Here is a 19,645-nt window from a genome sequence, read left to right as displayed (position 1 = left end):
TCGCATCAGCCCCTTTCAGGCAAGCAGGACGCACCCTCGGCGGCGCGAGCCGCGTCGATGAGGGCACCGATGCGCGAGACGACCTCGTTGATGGTCGCGGCCGACGAGTCGACGTGCACGGCGTCCTCCGCAGGGCGCAGCGGGGCGGTGGCGCGGTTGGAGTCGGCCTCGTCGCGGCGTAGGATCGCCTCGAGCACGGCGCGTTCATCGACAGGCTCCGCCGCCTGGGCCGCGTCGGCTCGACGCTGGTCGGCGCGACGGTGGGCGCGCGTCTCGGGAGACGCCGTCAGGAATACCTTCACCTGTGCCTGCGGGAACACAACGGTGCCGATGTCGCGCCCCTCAGCCACGACGTCGTCCGTGCCGGACAGCGCCCGCTGCTGACGCACCATCTCGCTGCGAACGCCCGGGATGCTCGCGACGCGCGACACGCTTGCGTCGACCTCGGGCGTGCGGATGGCGGCCGTGACGTCCTGGCCCGCGATGGAGACGCTCTGGCCGCCGTCCTCGGCGCGCCCGAAGCTCACGGGCTCCGCCTGGGCGACCGCGATGACGGCATCTTCGTCGTCAAGGTCGATGCCGCGCTGCAGGGCAAGCAGGGCGACGGCGCGGTACATGGCGCCCGTGTCAAGGTACGTGAAACCGCGGTCGCGCGCGATGAGGCGCGCCACGGTGGACTTTCCCGAGCCGGCAGGCCCGTCGATGGCAACGATCATGGGTTGATAACCGTCCCTTGCTCAAAAAGGTTGGCAGGTGAGGAGGTGCGGGAAGACCTATCGGGACGCCGATGAGCCCCACGTCCGGGCGCCCTTGCCGCGCGTCATCTCGCGCAGGGCGTCGACCTCGGCCGTGCTCAGCAGGCGCCACGACCCAAGTTCGAGGCCCTGCGCCGTAATGGGCCCGAAGCTCACGCGGTTCAGCTCGAGCACCGGATGGCCGATGGCGCCGAGCATGCGCTTGACCTCGCGCTTGCGGCCCTCCGTGATGGCGATCTCCACGGCGGACTCGTCGCGCTGCAGGCCGCCGCGCGAGACGTCTTCTGCCTCGCGCTCGCTGAGCGTGCGGGCACGCGCAGGCACGCAGGGGCCGTCGTCGAGTTCGATGCCGTTGCGGATCGGGTCGAGGTCGCGCTCCTCGACGTGGCCGCTCACGACCGCGTGGTACGTCTTTACGACGTGGGAGCTGGGATGGAGCAGTCGCGCGGCCAGATCTCCGTCCGTCGTGAACAAGAGCACGCCCGTCGTGTCCATATCGAGCCGACCCACGGGGAACAGGCCCGGGAAGCGCTGTGTGGGCACATACGGCACGACCGTGTCGCGCCCGTGCGGGTCGTCCATGGTCGTGATGACGCCCTTCGGCTTGTTGAGCACGAGGTAGGCGCTACCGTCGGCGATGCTGACGCGCATGCCGTCCACCTCGACGACGTCGGTGCGCGGGTCGACCTTCGTGCCCAGCTCCGTCGCGACGCGCCCGTTGACGCACACGCGCCCGGCCGTCATGAGATCCTCCGAGCCGCGGCGCGACGCGACGCCTGCCCTGGCGAGGAACTTCTGCAGGCGCATTGGGACGAGGCGATCGCCCTCCGGCCACGTCTGCTCGTCAGAGGCGGCGGACATCCCGCCCCGCCTTTCGTCGCGCTCCTGCATCATCGCGGCTCCCCTTCCTCGTCGGGCCCATCCGTTGGCACGCCCTCGTCTACGCCCGCCTGCTCGCCCGTGGGCTCGGGCCAGTCGTCCTCGTCGGACACGTCCTCGTCCAGCTCGTCGAGCGTCGCCTGCGAGCGCTGGCCCGACAGGCGGTCGCGAATGAGCTGCCGCGTCTCCTCGTCGGGGGCGAACTGCTCGAGCGGCGGCAGCTCGCGCGTCGAGCGCAGGCCGAACTTCTCGAGAAACGCCTGCGTCGTTCCGTACAGGATGGCACCGCTTTCGCTGCGCCCCATCTCGCGCACGAGGCCCTTGTCGACGAGCGACGAGATGGCGCTGTCCGAGTTGACGCCGCGCACGGCGCGCACGCCCTCGCGCGTCGCCGGCTGATTGTATGCCACGACGGCCAGGGTCTCCAGAGCCGCCTGCGTCAGGCGGTGCGTGTCCCATGACTGGATGTATGCCTCGACGAGTTCGTGGTGGGCCGGGTGCGTGTAGAGGCGCCAGCCACCGGCCACCTCGCGCAGCTGGATGCCGCGCCCCGCGTCAGCGTACTCGGCCGACAGACGGGCGAGCGCCTCCTGCGCCTGGCCCGGCGTGACGCCCACGGCCTTTGCCAGCGTCGCGGCGCTCACCGGGTCGACGGACACGAGCAGCATCGCCTCGAGCGCCCCGCGCACGTCATCGGGCCCCAGGGCCTCAAGCTCCTCCATCAGCGTCCCTCCCCTACAAAACCGTCAGTGTCGCCAGCCATCTGCTCCCCCGGTGCGTCTCCCCCGTCCGCAGCGACCTCTCCGGCGCTCGATAGCTCGCCGGCGTTCTCCGCGGCGATGAACGCCCGCGCCCCCTCAACGGGATCGATGAGGATGGCGCCGAACAGCTCCTCCTGCGTCAGGCGCACGGAGTTGCGCTTATACAGCTCAAGCAGGGCAAGGAAGTTTACGACGCGCCCCTCCACAGAGACGTCACCGTCGAGGAGCTCGGTAAACGTCATGTGGCCACGGCTGCGGATGATGCGGTCGACCTGCTCGACGCGCACCTCGAGCGGGATGCGCTTCGCGGCGATGTGCTCGCTCTCGAGCAGAAACGTCTCGCGGCGCGCCAGGAACTTCGCACAGATCGTCGCGAGCGTCGGCAGGGGAACGCCCTCGAGGTAATCCGGCATGAGCCCGGAGAACTCGGGGCCGGGCCCGGCAGTGCGCGCGTGCATGTGGCCCTCGGCCTCGGCGCGCGCGCCCAGCGACAGGGCAGCGCCACGAAACGTGCGGTACGCGACGAGGCGGGCAACGAGCACATCGCGCAGCTCGTCGGCCGAGAGCTCCCCAAGCTCGTCGTCGTCCGCACGCGCCGTGGGCTCGTCTGAGGGCGCCAGCGAGACGGCCTTAAGGTAGAGAAGCGTCGATGCCACGAGCACGAAGTCGCTCGCGACCTCGAGGTCGAGATCGCCCATGCGCCGGACCTCGTCGAGATACTGCCCTGCGATGTCGGAGACGGAGACAGCGCCTATGTCGACCTTTTGACGCGCAACGAGCTGCAGCAGCAGGTCAAAGGGTCCCTCAAACCCCTGAGTCGATACGCTGTAGCCCAAGTCTCCACCTCCACTCGACCTTTATCTCATGACGAAACAACCAGCGAATCAAAACCCTCACTCTCACGTTTACGCTATGAGCGTGAACGTGAGAGCGTAGGCGGTGTGCCGCATATACCAGCCCAGGGGATCCCAGGGCGTGATCATGGGAACGAGGAACAGCAGGACAAGCAGGATGAACATCGAGTACGACTTCACCTTGTAGTACGTGTTCATGTAGCGCTCGGGAAGAACGGCACCGATGATGGACGAGCCATCAAGCGGCGGCAGCGGGATGATGTTGAAGAACAGCAGCACCATGTTGACGAGGCAGATGACGTAGCCAACCGTGTAGATCCAGCTCAGCACGTCGACAAACCCGTAGCTCACGTGGGGGGCGAGCAGCTGGACGCCCTGGGCGATGCCGACGCCCACGAACGCCATGAGCAGGTTGGAGGCCGGGCCGGCAAAAGCAACGAACAGCTCGTCGCGCTTGCGTCGCTTGAAGTACACAGGGTTGTACGGCACAGGCTTAGCGTAGGCGAACACGGGTCCGCCCGCAAAGGACATGAGCAGGGGCAGCAGCACGGAGCCGAACGGGTCGAGGTGCTTCGTGGGGTTGAGCGTCAGACGACCCGCCCGCTTGGCGGTGGGGTCGCCAAGACGGTACGCCATGTACCCGTGAGACACCTCGTGCACCATGATGGAGAACACCACGACGACGAGCTGGATGAGGATCATGAGGATGTTCTCGAGCGAGAGGTTGTTCATGAGAGCCCCTTTGCTAGGCGATGGGCAATCTTGGCGGCAACGAGCAGGACGACGGCCACGATGAGGAAGTCGGTGCGGAACACGCCGCCAAACGGCGACGCGACGACGCCGAACATGGCAAGCGATGCCGGGATCGCCCGCGTAATCTCAATGGCGAGCGGCGTGATGCCCAGCGTGAGCGCAACGCCCGCAAACAGCAGCGTGACAACGAGCAGCAGCATGAGGAGGCTGCCCACGAGCAGGGCGCAGGCGAGCACGTACAGCGCAACCGACAGCGCGTGTCTCATCATATCTTGGCCTGCTCCTCCTCGATGAGCGCGGACAGCTCGAGCCACTCCTCCTCGAGCTTGGCAAGGCGCGGCTTGAGCGTCGAATACTCCGCCATGGCCTTGTCGAACGCAGCCTTGTCCTCGTAGAGCTGCTCCGAGGCCATGAGGGCAACGAGCTCGTCGTAGCGTGCCTGAGCCGCAGCCATATCCTTCTCAAGCTTGGCGAGCTTGCGCTTCTCCGTGCCCAGGCGCTTGTTGATCTCGGCGCGCGCCTGCGCCTCGGCCCGGCGCTGCTCCTTTGACTTGTGGCCCGAGCGATCCTCGGAGAGCACGGCAGACGCCGACGTGGGCGCAGGGGCGGCGCCCTTGCCCTGACCCGGGCGAGCCTTGCCAGGGGCGTCGGGAGCGTCGTCCTGGGCCGCGGCGAGCTGCTCCGACTTCCACAGGTAGTAGTCGTAGTCTCCCTCGTAGACCGTCACGCCACCGTCCTTGACCTCGACGATGACGTTCGCGACGGCGCGGATGAGGTGACGGTCGTGCGTGATGAGGACGATGGTGCCGTCAAACGAGCGCAGTGCGTCCTCGAGCACGTCGACGGAGTTGATGTCCAGGTGGTTCGTCGGCTCGTCGAGGCACAACAGGGGCGTGGGCGCCACGAGCATCTTTGCCAGGGCGAGGCGCGCCTTCTCGCCACCGGACAGCACGGAGACCTTCTTGTCGATGTCATCGCCCTTGAACAGGAAGGCACCGAGCAGCTGCCGCTCCTCGGAGGACGTCCAGCCCGTCGCCGAGCGGTCCATCTCCTGCATAACCGTATTCTTGAGGTTAAGCTCTTCGAGCTGGTGCTGCGCGTAGTACGCAACACTCACGTTCGTCCCGAGCGTTCGGGTTCCCGTATCCGGCTCGATGTCATGGGCAATGATCTTCATGAGCGTCGACTTGCCAGCGCCGTTGGGGCCGACGAGCGCAACCCTCATGCCTCGGTAGAGCTTGAGGTCAACGTCCTTGTACACATGCTTTTCGCCGTAGCTCTTTGACACACCCTTAAGCTCGATGACAAGGTCAGATGTACGCGGCGGCTGGGGAAAGCGGAAGTGCACCTTCTTCTGCTCCTCAGGAAGCACGATGCGCTCGGCCTGCAGCTTTTCAAGCTTCTTGAGACGATCCTGTGCCTGACGGGCCTTCGTGGCTTTGTAGCGGAACTTCTCGACGAACTCCTCCAGGTGGGCGATCTCGCGGTCCTGCTCGGCCTTTGCCGCCCTGAGCTGCTCGATATGCTCCTCACGCTGGCGTATGTAGGCGGAGTAGTTGCCGACGTACGTTGTGAGCCGCCCGTGCTCGAGCGCGGCGACGTGGTTAACCATGCCGTCGAGGAAGGCGCGGTCGTGGCTCACGATGAGGATGGCGCCGTCGTAGCTCGTAAGGAAGCTCTCGAGCCACTTGACGCTGGCGAGGTCGAGGTGGTTTGTCGGCTCATCGAGCAGTATGAGGTCGGGGTGGCGCAGCAGCAGCTTCGAGAGCTGGATGCGCATCTGCCAGCCGCCGGAGAACTCGGCGACGTCGCGCGAGAGGTCGTCCATCGGAAAGCCGAGGCCCGTGAGGATCGTCTTGGCGCGCGTCTCAATCTCGTAGCCGCCAGCCGCCTCGAAGCGCTCGTGAACGCGGCCGTACTCCTCGAGCAGCTGCTCGTGATCGGCTTCGTTCGCCGGGTCGGACAGGGCGTGCTCCAGCTCAGAGACACGCTTCTCAAGCGCACGGATCTCCTTGGCGGACGAGAGCACCTCCTCGAGCACAGAGCGCCCCTTGATCTCGATGGCCTCCTGCTCGAGGTACCCGACGCTCACTCCCTTGGCAAAGTAGACGTTGCCCTCGTCGGGCGATTCCTTCCCCATGATGATCTTGAGCATCGTCGACTTGCCGGCACCGTTGGGGCCGACGAGGGCGTAGCGCTCGCGCGCGTTGATCTGAAACGACGCGTTCGAGAAGAGATCCTGCGCGCCGAACGACTTGGCGAGCCTATCTGCCTGAACGATCATGGGAGGCACACGCCCTTCATACGAAAAAGGCCGAAACGCTCGAGAGCGCCCCGGCCTATACTACGAAAACATGGTGGGCCCAGAGGGATTCGAACCCCCAACCCAGGGATTATGAGTCCCCTGCGCTAACCGTTGCGCCATGGGCCCGTGGGGCTGCCGACACGCGGCGAACGCGCACATGCCAGCCACCCGGACATGATACCGAAGGCCGGGCCCCTTCTGTCGCACGTATCGTACCTGCAAGAAAGACGCACGAGCCGTTATCCGTGCTCGCGGCGAGCGGCGTCGAAGCGTGCGACGGAGAACTCGGACCAGGGATACTCCGGCAGGTAGTCGTTGTGGTAGGAGTTCACCGCTATGGGGTCGCCCTCCAGGAATCGGTACGAGTCGCAGTCGAGCAGTCCCGGCGCGATGGCCAGGCTGTTCCACGACTTCACGAGCACGTCGCCCGCACCGGCCTCCTGCAGCGTCGTCCGCAGGTCGGAGACGATGTTCTGGTAGTAGCTCCGCTGTGACTTCGTGAAAGGCTCGTCCTCCCACAGGTAGGCGCACGCGTCGCGCAGCGTCAGGGCCCCGCCCCGGCGATCGACGAGCAGCGCGAGCAGTTCCTTCGCCTTCGATCGGCGAAACACGAGCGGCACGCCGCCCGCACTCACGGCAAACCCGCCGAACGTCTTGACCTCAAGCAGGGCGCCCGGCGCGGCGACGAGCCTTCCGTACACGAACGTCAGCTCGCGCGCCAGCTCCTCGCGGCGCACCGGCTTGAGCAAGTAGCCCGTCGCGTGCAGCGCGAACGCGTCGACCGCGTAGTTTTCGTAGCTCGTCGCAAATATGATGTGGACGTCGGGCCAGAGGTCTTTCAGGCGCTTTGCCAGCTCCAAGCCGTTCATGCCGGGCATTTCGATGTCGAGGAACGCGACGTCGACCTTGGTATCTTGCGCAAAAGCGAGCACATCGCGCGGAAGCGCAAACCCCTGAACCTCGCACCCGGGGTCAACCACCTCGAGCGTCCGCATGAGGTCCTGACGTGCCAGCTCCTCGTCGTCGACCACGATGACCGTCATGACGCGCGTCCCTCTCCCCCGTGTCTCATCGCACCCTCCGCACACGAAGGGACATCATGCGTAGGGCCCGAGCTGCTTTACGACACGCTCCATCAGCGCTGCATCGCCCGAACGAGGCAGGTCACCCAGGTCGTTGATGCAGCGATAGGCCCGCGGCGCCCGGGCGAACAGCTCGTCGAACTGGGCGATGTACCCACCGGCAAAAAACGCGCACTTCGCCGGGTCGAAGCGACGGTAGTCCTTCGTGAACGCAAGGGCGATAGCCCGGCATCCCCCGCCGCAGACGCGCCACCACGGACAGGCGCTGCACGGCGCCTCGTTGTGCGCGCGGATCTCGCTGACGGGCAGCATCACCGTGTCATAGTACTCCCCGCCGGACAACAGCTTGCGCAGGGGTGTCGTGTGGACGTTGCCGAAGCTCTTCCCCATGGCCGCGAACGTGCCCGACGTCTGGTTGCACGGGTAGATCTCGCCGTTGAACGACACCGCCACGTCGCCGCGGGCCCCCTTGCACGCCGGTATCTCATCGCGATATCTGCTGCAAGCTATCTGCGCAGGATGGAAGGCATACGTGCCCCGTCGCGGGTTCCAATAGGCGAACTGCCACACGTCGACGGCGATGGACAGGTCATCGGCGAGCAGCTGGGCTGTCAAGTCGCGCATCGCATCGTAGTACTCGATGATGCCGAGCGTTGCGTCGTCGCTGTTCTCGCGCCAGCGTGGCGTCTCCGTCGTGCGGATGATGCGCACCTCGTCGACGCCCATATCGTCGAGCAGGCGCACGGTATCGCGCATGGCGTCAAGGTTGCCGTGATGGACGTTCGTCTGGGAGCGAACCTTGAAGCCGCGCTCCTTGGCCAGACGCATCGCGGACAGCGCCTCGTCCTCAGCGCCGTCGACGCCGCGCAGCCAGTCGTGGTGGCCGATGCCGTCGAAGCTGACCTTTATCTCGGGGTCCTGACCGAGCGCGTGTATCTCGTCGAGCATCTCGGCCGTGAGCAGGCTGCCGTTCGTGTTTATCTCTCCCACGGTGATGCGACGCCGCGCACACTCGCGGATCAGGTCCATGAAGTGCGGGTGGAGCAGCGGCTCGCCACCGGTCAGCGTCAGCGACTGGATGCCGACGGCCTCGCACTCGTCGAGCAGCGCCAGACACTCATCCCACGTGAACTGGCCAAGCATGGGGCCGTTGTCCGCCGCCATGAAGCAGTGCCGGCAGCGGTAGTTGCAGCGGCCCGTGATGGCCCAGTTCAGGCTGTGGAACAGGCGGTTCTTGTACGAGCGCGGCGCGCACCACGAGTCCCACGTCTCCCCCCTGGCCGCCTCATGGACGATTCCCTGTGCAATCAGGGCATCGAGCTGCGGAGAGGGGTCGAGATCGTGCGTACCGTCGCAGCTCGACAGCAGCTCAAACATCTCGGGTTCGAGACGCTGGGGGACCGTATGACCCCAGACGTAGCACGACCACGGTATGCGCTCCCACGAGCGCAGGGCGATGCCCTTGTTCAGCACGCACTTCATGTGAGCCCCTCCCCCATGCGAGCCTTATGAGCAGCGATTACTTAAACCTTATATAGCTCATGGCAACAGAAGTACAACACGGCAGGCAGCTACCCCTGCGTTCGAACCGCATGACAGCACGTTCGGACCGCTTTCCGGCGCCGGCAGGTCGATGGGAGCCGCCCTCTCTGGGCAAGGTATTCGGCACGCGTCAAAACAGAAGGGGCGGCAGTGTCGGCTCAGCAAGGCGCAGCAGCTCGTACCCCACACCAGAGCGGCCATACAGCAGGCTCATATCAGGAATGTCGCGATAGCCACGCGGCAGTAGGCGCCAGCCTCGCGCCCGGCCGACGGCAAGCAACTCCGCAGCTCGGGCCCGGCACGATTCCACGCGACTGGCAAGGCCCGGCACTCCCCCGCCGGTCGCGGCGCCGCCTCCAATGCGCGCGACCTCTAGCAGGAATTCGACGGAGGCGGCATTCCCGCAGCAGAGGTGGTCGCGCTCCATCGCCTCGTGCGACAGGCAGGCCTCAACGGCGCGCGAGATGTCCTCGCCCAGGAAGGCAGTTGCCTCGGGATCGCCCAGAGAGGCTGGATCCGCCAGACGAGCGAGGCGATCACGGCAGAACAGCAGCGCCAACCCCTCACCGGGAGCACCGGAGCACAGACCGTGCATCGCGGAGCTGGGATGCGCCAAAACGCGGAAGTCCGGCCAGGTACCCAACTTCTCGGAGTACGTGCGATGCTCGAACGCCAGCGCGTCCAGGGCAGGACCCGCAAGCGTCGAGTCGCCCGTCAGATCGGAAGCTGCAAGAAGGGCCGCTGCGATGCCGATCATGCCGTGCGCCGCCCCGCCAGCGGGGCGCCCCTTGCCCAACGTGTCCCACAGCAGGGGTGCCTCGGCAGACGGGCCGTCCGCGGCCGTGGGATCGGGCAGCGCGCGCAGCTCGAGCAGGCGTGCCGACGCGCGCCGAGTGGCCTCGCGCGCCCCGCGCAGGGCGAGCTCCGCCTCCGGCGCGACGCGGGCGTCGCCGGCATCGCCAACCATAAACAGCGGGATACAGGCGTCGATGCCGAGGATGAGCCCCGCCAGGCCCGCGTAGGCGTCGGGCTGCTTCGCGCCCTCGATGTCGGCGCGATCCAGCAGGGCGAATATGCGCGCTGCCAGCTCCCGGGCGCGGCCGTCGCGCAGGCGGCGCTCCATGTGCGCCAGCGACACGAGCGCGCCTCCCAGCCCGTCGGTCACGCCGAAGGGGATGGCCGTCTCGGCGATGATGCGCGCCCGTCCCAAGCCCTCGAGCGTGAGCTCCAGCCGGTCGAGGCACAGCTCGGCCAGCTCTCGAGCCCGTCGGCGCACGTCGGCGGAGACGCCCCGGGCGCCAACCAGCGCGGCGAACAGCACGCCGTAGCCACCCGTGCCCTGCGCCAGGCCCGGCCGCGCGATCGCAAGCGCCTCCAGCTCGCCGTTGCGCGCGATCCAGCCCCGCGTTCCGCTGGGACCCGTGAGCAGGCGCGCCTCGATGTCCTCGAACAGCGTGACAGCCTCGGCCAGCGCTTCCCCAGCTTCCAGCGCGCACGGCGCATCAGCAGACGTGGAAGGCGCACCCTCGCTCTCGGGCACGTGCACGAGCGCCATACGCAGCGACTCGCGCAGGATGCCTGCCTCGAAGTCTCGCTCCGCCTCGCTCAGCCGGTCGATGCGCTCGAGCGCAGCTTCGACAGCGCTGCGCTCGAAGAAATCCGGCATGACAACGCCGCCTTCGCTCGCGTCATCCCCGCATAGGTCGAGTCCGTCGGCGCGGGTGCAGAAGTACGGCACATCGCCGCGCATCATGCACTTCTCTTCGAAGCGCGCAATGGGCAGCATGTGCCGAGCCCCATGGCGCACGAAGAACTCCTCGACGCGTGCGGCAATGCCCTCCTGCTCCTCGCGCGACGTCAGGGCCCGCCGTCCTTGCATCCGGGTGAGCACCTGGGCGTAGAAGTTCGTGTTGCGCACGAGTCGCCGGATCGTCGTGCCGGAGAAGTCTTGCACGGCAGCGCGGAGCCCGTCGCGCGCTGCACGACAGCGATCGTAGCCCTCGGAAAATCCCTTGATGAGCACGTCTTCGTATCCCAGCACGCTCACGCGCCGGCCGTCGAGCTCGGGAAGGCATGTCTGTCCCTCGCCGTCAGCAAGCATCACGCTGAACTCCACGCCTCCTGCCGAGCTGGGCAGAAGGCAACTCGGAATGAGCGACAGGTTGAGATCCCTCAGGAAGTCGTCCTCGGCTGAGCCGGACGCATCGGGCGACACCGTCTCGTCGTTGAACACGCGAGGCACGGGCGACAGAATCGTCTCGAGGTCGACGAGGGCCGGGCGTGCCCCACAGGCGAGCCAGTTGTCAACGTGCAGGTCCGCCGAGCCGAGCGCCTGCAAGAGCGCAAACGAACGGCCGAGTCGAAGGAAGTACGCGCGCACGTCAGCCTCACTCGAGGCAGGGGCGCACTTGACGAACTCGCACCAGCCGTAGCCGCCACGCGCCAGGGTGCGCGGCACGACGAGGTCATCGGTGAGCACGCGCGACGCGAGGCTGGCAAACAGCACGTCCGGCATGCAGTCGTGCGGCTTATAGAAGCACCGACGCCCGTCCCGGAACGTCAGCACGAGCGCCACGTGCCCGTGGCGGTGCGCGTCAGCACCATCTGAGGAGACGGCCGTGACAGGCCCGGGGTCGACACCGCCGAACAGGGCTTCGACGATCGCCACCCTGTCGCACGCGAGCCGCCCCGCCAGTTCCAGCGCCATGTCGACGAACTGCGCGACCAGCCGGTCGAGCAGCGGGGCGAGCAAAGGCACGCGCGCGAGAGGCCCGTCCTCGGCGCCCACCTCGAGGTCTGAGAGCAGCTCCTGGGCCACCCGGGAACGCTGCTCGGATGTCGCGAGTCGCACGTCGTAGACAAGCAGGCCACCAAGCGCGCGTAGGCGCTCGTCGATCTCCGCTCCAAGTGCGGGGGTCGCGGCAGAAATGAGGCGGCGGAACAGCACGAACAGGAGCAGCCTACGACCGGATGGGGCGAATTGGCTCGTCAGGACCCGCGTGGCGTCGCGCCGGGCCAGCTCACGCTCCGCAGACTGCGTCCACCTCAGCAGGTAGCGCGTCCATGCCTGGCCAGCCGGGATCGTCAGATGCTCCTCAAGCAGGTCAAACGTCCCTTTGACATCCATCGCCCGTCTCCTCCGCCGCTCTCCCGCGCGCCCCTAGCCCGAGAAGCGAACGCCGTTTTCCGGAACCCCCTTGTCATACACCTCGCGCGTCACCGCCAGTCCCTTGCAGATCAGCGTCGACGCGAGCAGGGAGACAAGCGATTCGCCAACGCTGCACCCGCCGGCGACGGCATCGAGCTCTGCGTCGGACATCTCGCCCTGCTCGGAGCGCTTCTCCGCAAGGAAGGCAGCGACCTGCTCGGGCGTCGCCTCGCAGCCGCGCTGAGCCAGAAAGGACGCGAGCCCCTCCTCCGTAGCGCTTGCCTCGACAAACGCCGCGCGCTGCGCCTCGTTTGCCACCACGCTCTCGTATACCTCGTCAAGCATCGCCATGTTCGGGCACTCCCCCCTCAGAGTCTCGTCCTGCTATGCACGCCGCCTGCGCCGAGAGGCGAGCGCCGCACCGGCACCGGCGAGGCTCGCCGCCCCGGCAACGCCCAGCGCGACAGCCGACGCCCCGGGCGTCTCGTCGCTAGTCCGCGGCAGCTCGTCGCCCTTCGAAGGCGTCGTCGTGGAGCCCGAGCCGCCTGTCGGCTTCTGGTCGTCGCCGCCCGTCCCCGGCGTCGGGTCGGGATCAGGCGTCGGGTCGGGATCCGGGTCGGGCGTTGGATCAGGATCAGGATCGGGATCAGGCGTCGGGTCGGGATCAGGATCGGGATCCGGATCGACCGTCTCCTCACGGGGCATCGTGAGACCCTTGACGCTCACGCCCGTCACGCAGAAGCTGTCGCCTGAGCCCAGCGCCACGTCGCGCCCGTAGCCGACCGGGTTTCTCCACGTCGCGCCGTCGGAGGACACGTAGCACAGCTCAGGCTCCTCATCGTCGTCGACGGTCATGTACGTCGGCATGGCAGCGCCAAGCTCGGGGTCGGGGTTGAACGCCTCGACGGCAACCGGGTAGGGGTAGCCCGCATTCTGCACCTGTACGACGATGGAGAACTTGTCGCCCGCAGACAGGTCGATCGGGGTGTCCAGCCAGACCGTGTGGTGGCCCGGCGACGCCTCATAGCCGGACTGAGATGAGACGAGGGTGCCGGACGTAGGGTCGGTAGGGTCAGTCAGATCGCGGTAGACGGAGATGTCGTAGCTCGCCGAGTAGCCCGTCGTCGCGAACATGACGCGGTCGAGCGTCTCAGCGCGGTCACTCGTGTAGGCAGCAGCCATGTACGCGCCGGTGCTGCCGTCGACGCTGATGGAGTTCTCCCAGCCCACGACGTCGGTCTGGTACGTCTTCTCGCCCGCGCGCGCCAGCTCACCCATCAGCACGCTCTCCGGCACCATCTGGTCCTCGTAGGAGACCCAGAAGTAGCCTTCCTCGCCCTGGTCAGGGCCCCACGAATTCTTGATGAGCCACGCGCCGTCGGCCTGCGGGCGCAGTGCCTCGTTGAAGTTCTCGCGCGGGTAGTCGTCATCCCAGCCCACGATGACGACCTGGTGGTTGAAGGCGTAGCCCGCGTTTGCCGGCGCGTAGAAGCAGTTGTGCTCTGCGTTGAAGTTGTCGAGCTGGTCGGCGCACATCGAGGCCGTGACGGGGCCGACGTTGCGCACGAGGTCCTGGACGACGGCGATCTTGGAGGAAGCGTCGGGCTCCTCCCAGTAGGGCACGAGCGAGTAGAGTGGGATCGTGCCCGTCAGGCGCACGTCGCTCGCGTAGCGCAGCGACTCGTCGAAGTCGGGGTCGCCCCAGTCGTTGACGCCGTACTCCACGACGGCCGCCCCCTTGCCCGCGGCCAGGCTGCCGGCGAGCACGAGCGGCGAGCCGTTGCCACTGTAAGGCGTGGGCGTGGCGTAGGGGTTGCCGTTGCTCGCGTGCTCCCACTCGGCGTCGCCCGTCGTCATGAAGTAAGCGCCCTGGAACGGCGAGAGCTCCAGCGAGACGCCCGTCGTGCGCAGCACGGAGGACTCGAGCGACGCCATGGCCGCAAACGCCCAGCACATGTCGTAGCCGTACTGGTTGCGCACCGGCGTGAGCAGGCCCTCGTCGAGCAAGCTGAAGCGCGTACCCGTGCGTGGCTGTTCGACAGCGTCGACCTGGGCGGAGTCAGCAGGCCCGGCCGCGTCAGTTGGGGCAACGGGAGTCTCCGACGTCGCGCCGTCCGCCGCGGTGGAGCCGTCGGGGGTAGTCGGGGCGTCTTCCGCAGGGACGTCAGGCTCGATTGGGACGTCGGGCTCAGCGGGGACGTCAGGCTCGCCCGCGTCACCGGAAGCATCCTGCGAGCCATCATCCGGCGCAGGGTCGACAGGGGGCTCCGGCTCAGTGGGACCAGCGGGATCAACAGGGTCGCTGACATCCGGATCTTCGCCATCAGGCGACGCACCGTCCTCGGGCACGGCCTCGTCGGGAGCGTCGCTCGCCTCGTCCTCATCCGTGGGCGTCAGGCCAGTGTCCACTTCCGCCGGCAGAGGCGCATCCCCCTGCTGCGTGCCCTCTGCAGCGAGGGCGACGCCCGCGCGGGCCGGGCCCGTCGGCGCAGGCGAGCCAGACGCGACAAAGACCAGCGAGCCGCCCGCCAGGACGGCGGACAGCGCAAGCCCGGCAACGGCGGCGCGGCGGCCCCTGCCCCGCAGCAGCGCGCATCGTCCCACCCGCGTGCCCGTCTCCACGTCGATCCCCATGCTCCATGCCCTCCTCATATAGGCTTCAGCTCCGCGTCGATCATATGTGCCCTCGCATCGCGCGCTGGCATGCAACGCCCCAAACGGCATGCGGCGTGCGCTCTGCGGCAAGCTCGACACCACAACGGTGCACGCCCCGGTATGCGATAGAACCAACGTTAGCCGCGCGACGCCAACAAAAGGACAACACGCGCGGGGTCGCGTCGCGCCTCAGCGGCCCGTACCGCGCAGCAGGCGCATGCGCTCGCGCAGCCAGGCAGAGAACTCCCCGATGCGCTCGGCCGCGGCGTCGGGGTCGCTCGCACACAGCTCGCGCACCTCGTCGAGCTGTCTGTAGATATCGTCGGGCTGAATGCGGTTCGCGATGAGTGCCAACCGCTCGGAGGCTATGGCGCGCTCGCGCCGCGCCATCTCGACGTCGCGCCGCGTCTGGATGAACATGAGCATCGCGACGAGTGACACGAGCACGCCCAGGTTCACGAGGGCGAGGCCGAAGTTCGCCAGCTGCACGACCTCTGCCAGCGCCGGCACGAGCACGTAGCTCGCCAGGGTCCACGCCTCGGAGCGGCGCAGTGCCCGCCGGTTCAAGACGATGACGAAAAAGCTGTACGCGTAGAGCGCCACGACGAACACCTGCGCAAGCCAGAACAGCTCGCCACGATAGAACCGCGTGTCGGAGGCGACGCCAAAGAACATGTGGTTGTGCAGGGAGACGGCGCAGCCCACGAAGTACACGGCGGCCACGGCGCGCATGAGCCGCACGGCGGGAAAGCGCCCCTGCCCAGAGACGACCCCGCGCGCGGCGGGGCCGTCGCCCGTCCCGGCCCGCTCCTCGATACGCTCGGCGAGAAACGCCCGCACGTAGCGCGCAAAGAACAGGAACAGAAACGCGACGGCCCCGTTGAAGACGAAGTTGCCGACGAGCACGAGCGCGGCCTGGCCCTCGCTCAGCGGCAGGGGGAACACCCATGAGACAAGGTCGGCCAGCGCCATGGCGGCGTTCGTGACGCACAGCGCGGCAAACGTGTGCGTCGTGGCCCGGTTGCGCCGGCGCGTGAAGTGCGGGTAGAGCGCGAGCACAAGGCTCACGAGCGCGACGCTCGCGTCTATGCCCACGTTGAACTGGTCGGGATCAAACCCCACGTCACGCCTCCCTGCGGCCGTGCCACAGCTACTCGGCGGCCACGATCTCGCTGCTCACGAACATGCTCTGAGACGTGCCGTCCTTGAAGAAGAACTCGATGTCGCAGATGAGCGTTCCCTCCTTGGCCGGCGTGAACGTCACCGTGCCCGTCTTCGTCAGCTCACCGGTAGACGCCGTGCCCATCTCCGGGTCGCGCACCGCTACGGTCACCCGTTCCACGGTGTCGTCAAGCACGATCTCCCGCGTCCAGCTCTCGCCCACCTTTGGCCTGTGGAGTCCGCTCATGCTCCTTTCACCCAAGCCGTAACCGAGGACATTCATCTCCCACGTCGTGCCGGGAAACTCCGCGTCGGCGCAGACGAACGCGCCCGAAGGCACCTCGACCGTGTACGACTCACCCGGCTTGATAGTATCCCAGTCGGCGAACTCGAAATAGAAGTACGAGGCCGTTCGCAGGTTCGCTGAGCCAATCCACTGCTCGTTTGCCTCACCGTGCACAATCTGCGTCGGGTCACCCACGTCGAAGCTCGTCACGACCTCGCCCGACGAGTCCTTCAGCGTGATGATGCCTTGTCCAGCCTCCACATCGTCGCGCGCGAACGTCAGCGACAGCGAGGCCATGCCAGCTGGGATAGAACCAACCGGGTCGACGAAGAACAGGCCCATGTCGCCCTCGGGGGCCACGTAGTCGATGATGTAGCTTGCGTCGACCCAGGGCTGCCAGGTGAAGTACGGCGAGACATAGAAGTCGTACCCACCGTTTGAGAAGTCGAGCGCACCGCCATCGAATGCAACGAAGTGTACCTTGGCACCGACGATGTTGTCGCTGATAGAAGTGGCCACGCTGTTCAAGACGCTGAACACAAAGTCCTTGGCGTCAAAGACATGGTAGGCGTCCTTCTGTTGCTCGGGTGGCGCGCCGAAGATGGCGCTATTTTCAGAGAGCGTCACCGTGACGTCGTTGCCCGCGACGGCGATGTCGGCGACCGCGATGTCCCAGCCCGTTTCGGCCTCAAGCGCAGCGACGATGCCCTCGGGCGTGCACTCGGCGTCGGGAACCTCGACGTAGGCGAGCTCTCCGCTCTCGGCCGTTTGGCCTCCGATGGCAAGCGTCACGCCGTACTCGACGGCGTCAGTCGCCTGTGACGACGCCGGCTTGTCGGAGGCGGACGAGGCGGGCACGCCAGCCGCCAGGGCGAGCGAACCGCCGGCGCCCAAGGTCAGGGCGAGGGCGGCGCCAACGAGGGCGGCGCGGGTGCGCAGCGTAATGGTGGCGGAGGCGTTCATGGGATCCCCTTTCGTCGTCTTCCCCCTAGCGTATGAGCCCGACTACCAGAGCCCCGGGCGTGCCCCTTGCAGGCCCGGGGCGCACGTCCTACCAGACGCTCAGTCGCTTTTCGGGCGCAAGCCACATGCCATCGCCCCCGACGACGCCGAACGTCTCGTAGAACTCCTCGAACTGCTGCACCGTCACGTTCGTGCGCAGGTATCCCGGCGCGTGCACGTCGCTCTGCAGCACGTAGGCGCTCGTCCCCTCGCTCTGCTGGCAGCGCCACACCCGCGCGTAGCTCTCGAAGAACTCCTCGTAGTCGAAGCCCTCGATGCCCCGGGCAATCTGCAGCATGCACGACATGCCGCCCAGGTCGGCCACGGTCTCGCCCACGGTCTTCCTCGGCTGGATGTACTGGCCGGGCAGCACCTCGATAGCGGTGTAGTACGCGTCGACGGCCTGCGTGCGCTCCTCGAACGTCGCGCGGTCCTCGTCGGTCCACCAGTTGGCGACGTTGCCGTCGGCGTCGTACTGGCTGCCGCTGCTGTCGAAGCCGTGCGTGATCTCGTGGCCGATGATCGTGCCGATGGCGCCCATCTGCGAGGCGCGCGAGCCCGCCGGGTCGAAGAAGTCGCCGCCCAGGATACCGGCCGGCACGTTGATGGAGTTGTCGGCCAGGTAGTTGTTCGCGTTGACGTCCTGCGGGTTGATGACCCACACGTTGGCGTCGATCGGCGTGACGGCGAGGCGCACCTTCTCCGCCAGGCCGCGCTTCGTCAGCGCGATCGTGTCGGCGTAGATGCCGCCCTCCTCGGGGAAGTCGAACTCGTCGTAGCCGTAGAGCGACCAGTCGTCCGGCGCGCCGACGCGCACCTTGAGCGCGTCAAGCTTCTCGATAGCCCGCGCCCGCGTCTGCTCGCCCAGCCACTCGTTGGTCTGCAGGCGCTCGCGGAACACGGCGACGGCCTCGTCGATGATGTCGGTGACGGCCGCCTTCGTCTCATCCGACACGTAGGCCTCGGCGTACATCTTGCCCATGGCCATGCCCAGCGCCGTGCTAACGTAGGTGAAGCCCAGCAGCTCGACGGGGAAGGCGCTCGCCTGCGTCCCCGTGACCGTCGCCTGGTAGGCCATGACGTCGTCGTAGGCCTGCTGGTCGAGCAGCAGGCTCGTGCCCTGGACGGTCTGCAGCGTCAGCAGCGCCTTGAAGCCCTCGACGTTGTCCTGCGTGTATATCTCGTTCAGGCGCTCGAGCCACGTCGGCTCGTAGACGATGACGCAATCGACGCCGGCGTCGACGTACTCCTGGATCATGCCGACGATGGGGAAGTCGGGCGAGGCCGCGCGCAGCTCGTCGATCGTGTAGGGGTTGTAGATGTAGTCGCGCAGGCTCGACAGCGCGTAGGCCTCCTCGTCGCTCATACAGCCCGCGGCGATCTGCGTCTCGATGTCGAACAGGCCGGCGACGATCGCGTCGATGTCCTGCTCGGCGTAGCCGACGCGCCCCAGGCTGGCATGCAGCAGCGTCTCGATGGCCCCGCGCGTCAGCTCGCTCATCTCGGTGGGCTCCTCGTAGGCGCCCGCGTCGGAGAGCGTGAGCGAGTGGCAGTTCAGGTAGACGGCGTTGCGCGTACTGTCCTTGGCATCGGGCTGCACGACGACGGACAGCGGACCCGCGGCGATGTGGTCGGCCCCGGCAAGTAGGTAGGCCGTCAGGTCGTCGAGCGTCTCGATGGCGCGAATCTCCTCGAGGCTGGCCGCGAGCGGTTCGACGCCCAGCGCGTTGCGCGCGTCCATGTCGAGGAAGTCGGCGTAGAGCCGGCGCACGAGTTGGGCCTCGTGGCCCGTCTGGCCCTCTTCGTCGAGGATGAGGTCGACGATCTGGGCCGTCACCTCGTCGGAGCGCTGTGTGAACGTCGAGACCTGCACCGAGGCGGACAGGTCGACGGAGCCCACCCACTCGCGCAGCAGGCTGGCGTTAAAGTCGTCGCGCAGGTCGATGTCGGCGTCGGAGCTCACCGCGCCGTAGATGTCGGAGTTCACCCAGTCGGCCCCGGGCACGTCAGAGGCCTCGTCGGCCCATGCGGGAAGCGAGAACGAGCCGGCAAGGCCCGTCCCGGCGAACAGGGCGGCAAGCAGCCGAGCAAAGCGCCGACGCGTGAGTGCCGGGGGAACGGGCGAAGAGATCGTACCGGAAGTGCCGGTCATAGAGCTGGCAGAGAGTTTGGCCATGGGGTCTCCTTCTTCGTGCTGTTCGGGCCGCGCGAACCGCGTGCCAGGCCGAAGCTGGCCATCCGAGGTGGCGCTTATGCGAGAACCATATGCCTCTCATGCCAACAAATGTGCAACAGAGCCGCTCAGCACCGCAGCGCGACCGCCGACGTGCGCCCCGGCGCAGCACGCGCTTTGCTGCCAGGCGCCGGAGCTCACGGCTCGTCGGAGCACCACGGGCAGTCGGGATGTGTCGGCGTCGCGCCGTACCACTGGCCGCATATCGGGCAGCGGCGAACGCCCGTCA

General features: G+C 67.2%; 15 protein-coding genes and 1 tRNA gene. All 16 read right to left on the bottom strand.

What is annotated here, in order from left to right; all coding sequences use genetic code 11:
• Positions 1-5 precede the first annotated feature (5 nt).
• Entirely contained in the window at positions 6-716 is a 711-nt protein-coding gene (locus KHZ24_00520) for a (d)CMP kinase (protein ID MBS5449688.1), read from the bottom strand.
• 57 nt (positions 717-773) lie between these two features.
• Entirely contained in the window at positions 774-1,562 is a 789-nt protein-coding gene (locus tag KHZ24_00515; protein ID MBS5449687.1) for an rRNA pseudouridine synthase, read from the bottom strand.
• A gap of 83 nt (positions 1,563-1,645) precedes the next feature.
• Complete coding sequence (gene scpB / locus KHZ24_00510) at positions 1,646-2,356, bottom strand: SMC-Scp complex subunit ScpB (protein ID MBS5449686.1); 711 nt, start codon at positions 2,354-2,356, stop codon at positions 1,646-1,648.
• Entirely contained in the window at positions 2,356-3,231 is an 876-nt protein-coding gene (locus tag KHZ24_00505; protein MBS5449685.1) for a segregation/condensation protein A, read from the bottom strand. The genes scpB and KHZ24_00505 overlap by 1 nt, the downstream gene beginning before the upstream one ends.
• A gap of 69 nt (positions 3,232-3,300) precedes the next feature.
• Positions 3,301-3,951 carry a site-2 protease family protein gene (locus KHZ24_00500; GenBank protein MBS5449684.1) on the bottom strand — a complete coding sequence of 217 codons (651 nt, stop codon included), beginning with the start codon at positions 3,949-3,951 and terminating at the stop codon, positions 3,301-3,303.
• Positions 3,952-3,977: 26 nt separating this feature from the next.
• Positions 3,978-4,271 (bottom strand): hypothetical protein, encoded by a 294-nt coding sequence (locus KHZ24_00495; GenBank protein ID MBS5449683.1) that lies wholly within the window; start codon positions 4,269-4,271, stop codon positions 3,978-3,980.
• Entirely contained in the window at positions 4,268-6,286 is a 2,019-nt protein-coding gene (locus KHZ24_00490; GenBank protein MBS5449682.1) for an ABC-F family ATP-binding cassette domain-containing protein, read from the bottom strand. The genes KHZ24_00495 and KHZ24_00490 overlap by 4 nt, the downstream gene beginning before the upstream one ends.
• A 71-nt stretch (positions 6,287-6,357) precedes the next feature.
• A tRNA-Ile gene (locus tag KHZ24_00485) sits at positions 6,358-6,433 on the bottom strand.
• A gap of 113 nt (positions 6,434-6,546) precedes the next feature.
• Positions 6,547-7,350, bottom strand: a complete 804-nt coding sequence (locus KHZ24_00480) for a response regulator (protein MBS5449681.1) — start codon at positions 7,348-7,350, stop codon at positions 6,547-6,549.
• A gap of 54 nt (positions 7,351-7,404) precedes the next feature.
• Positions 7,405-8,871 (bottom strand): radical SAM protein, encoded by a 1,467-nt coding sequence (locus KHZ24_00475; protein MBS5449680.1) that lies wholly within the window; start codon positions 8,869-8,871, stop codon positions 7,405-7,407.
• 190 nt (positions 8,872-9,061) lie between these two features.
• Positions 9,062-12,058, bottom strand: coding sequence for a DUF4135 domain-containing protein (locus tag KHZ24_00470; protein ID MBS5449679.1), 2,997 nt, complete (start codon positions 12,056-12,058; stop codon positions 9,062-9,064).
• A gap of 33 nt (positions 12,059-12,091) precedes the next feature.
• Positions 12,092-12,430, bottom strand: a complete 339-nt coding sequence (locus KHZ24_00465; GenBank protein MBS5449678.1) for a hypothetical protein — start codon at positions 12,428-12,430, stop codon at positions 12,092-12,094.
• Between the two features lie 33 nt (positions 12,431-12,463).
• Complete coding sequence (locus tag KHZ24_00460) at positions 12,464-14,713, bottom strand: hypothetical protein (GenBank protein ID MBS5449677.1); 2,250 nt, start codon at positions 14,711-14,713, stop codon at positions 12,464-12,466.
• Between the two features lie 210 nt (positions 14,714-14,923).
• The gene (locus KHZ24_00455; protein MBS5449676.1) at positions 14,924-15,856 is read right to left on the bottom strand and encodes a hypothetical protein; all 933 of its coding nucleotides are present in this window, start codon (positions 15,854-15,856) and stop codon (positions 14,924-14,926) included.
• 28 nt (positions 15,857-15,884) lie between these two features.
• Positions 15,885-17,144, bottom strand: a complete 1,260-nt coding sequence (locus KHZ24_00450; protein MBS5449675.1) for a hypothetical protein — start codon at positions 17,142-17,144, stop codon at positions 15,885-15,887.
• A gap of 88 nt (positions 17,145-17,232) precedes the next feature.
• On the bottom strand, positions 17,233-19,359 hold the full coding sequence (locus KHZ24_00445) for a M13 family metallopeptidase (protein MBS5449674.1): 2,127 nt from the start codon (positions 19,357-19,359) through the stop codon (positions 17,233-17,235).
• Positions 19,360-19,645: the final 286 nt, after the last annotated feature.

This window comes from Coriobacteriia bacterium, from assembly GCA_018368455.1.
GTDB lineage: Bacteria > Actinomycetota > Coriobacteriia > Coriobacteriales > UMGS124 > JAGZEG01.
Note: the sequence above shows the minus strand (reverse complement) of the source record. Positions and strands in the feature narration are given on the sequence as shown.

Coding starts and splice junctions, on each gene's coding strand:
- KHZ24_00465 (MBS5449678.1), bottom strand. CDS start 12,430: ATGGCGATGCTTGACGAGGTATACGAGAGCGTGGTGGCAAACGAGGCG.
- KHZ24_00490 (MBS5449682.1), bottom strand. CDS start 6,286: ATGATCGTTCAGGCAGATAGGCTCGCCAAGTCGTTCGGCGCGCAGGAT.
- KHZ24_00495 (MBS5449683.1), bottom strand. CDS start 4,271: ATGATGAGACACGCGCTGTCGGTTGCGCTGTACGTGCTCGCCTGCGCC.
- KHZ24_00480 (MBS5449681.1), bottom strand. CDS start 7,350: ATGACGGTCATCGTGGTCGACGACGAGGAGCTGGCACGTCAGGACCTC.
- KHZ24_00445 (MBS5449674.1), bottom strand. CDS start 19,359: ATGGCCAAACTCTCTGCCAGCTCTATGACCGGCACTTCCGGTACGATC.
- KHZ24_00450 (MBS5449675.1), bottom strand. CDS start 17,144: ATGAACGCCTCCGCCACCATTACGCTGCGCACCCGCGCCGCCCTCGTT.
- KHZ24_00475 (MBS5449680.1), bottom strand. CDS start 8,871: ATGAAGTGCGTGCTGAACAAGGGCATCGCCCTGCGCTCGTGGGAGCGC.
- KHZ24_00520 (MBS5449688.1), bottom strand. CDS start 716: ATGATCGTTGCCATCGACGGGCCTGCCGGCTCGGGAAAGTCCACCGTG.
- KHZ24_00500 (MBS5449684.1), bottom strand. CDS start 3,951: ATGATCCTCATCCAGCTCGTCGTCGTGGTGTTCTCCATCATGGTGCAC.
- scpB (MBS5449686.1), bottom strand. CDS start 2,356: ATGGAGGAGCTTGAGGCCCTGGGGCCCGATGACGTGCGCGGGGCGCTC.
- KHZ24_00515 (MBS5449687.1), bottom strand. CDS start 1,562: ATGCGCCTGCAGAAGTTCCTCGCCAGGGCAGGCGTCGCGTCGCGCCGC.
- KHZ24_00460 (MBS5449677.1), bottom strand. CDS start 14,713: ATGGGGATCGACGTGGAGACGGGCACGCGGGTGGGACGATGCGCGCTG.
- KHZ24_00470 (MBS5449679.1), bottom strand. CDS start 12,058: ATGGATGTCAAAGGGACGTTTGACCTGCTTGAGGAGCATCTGACGATC.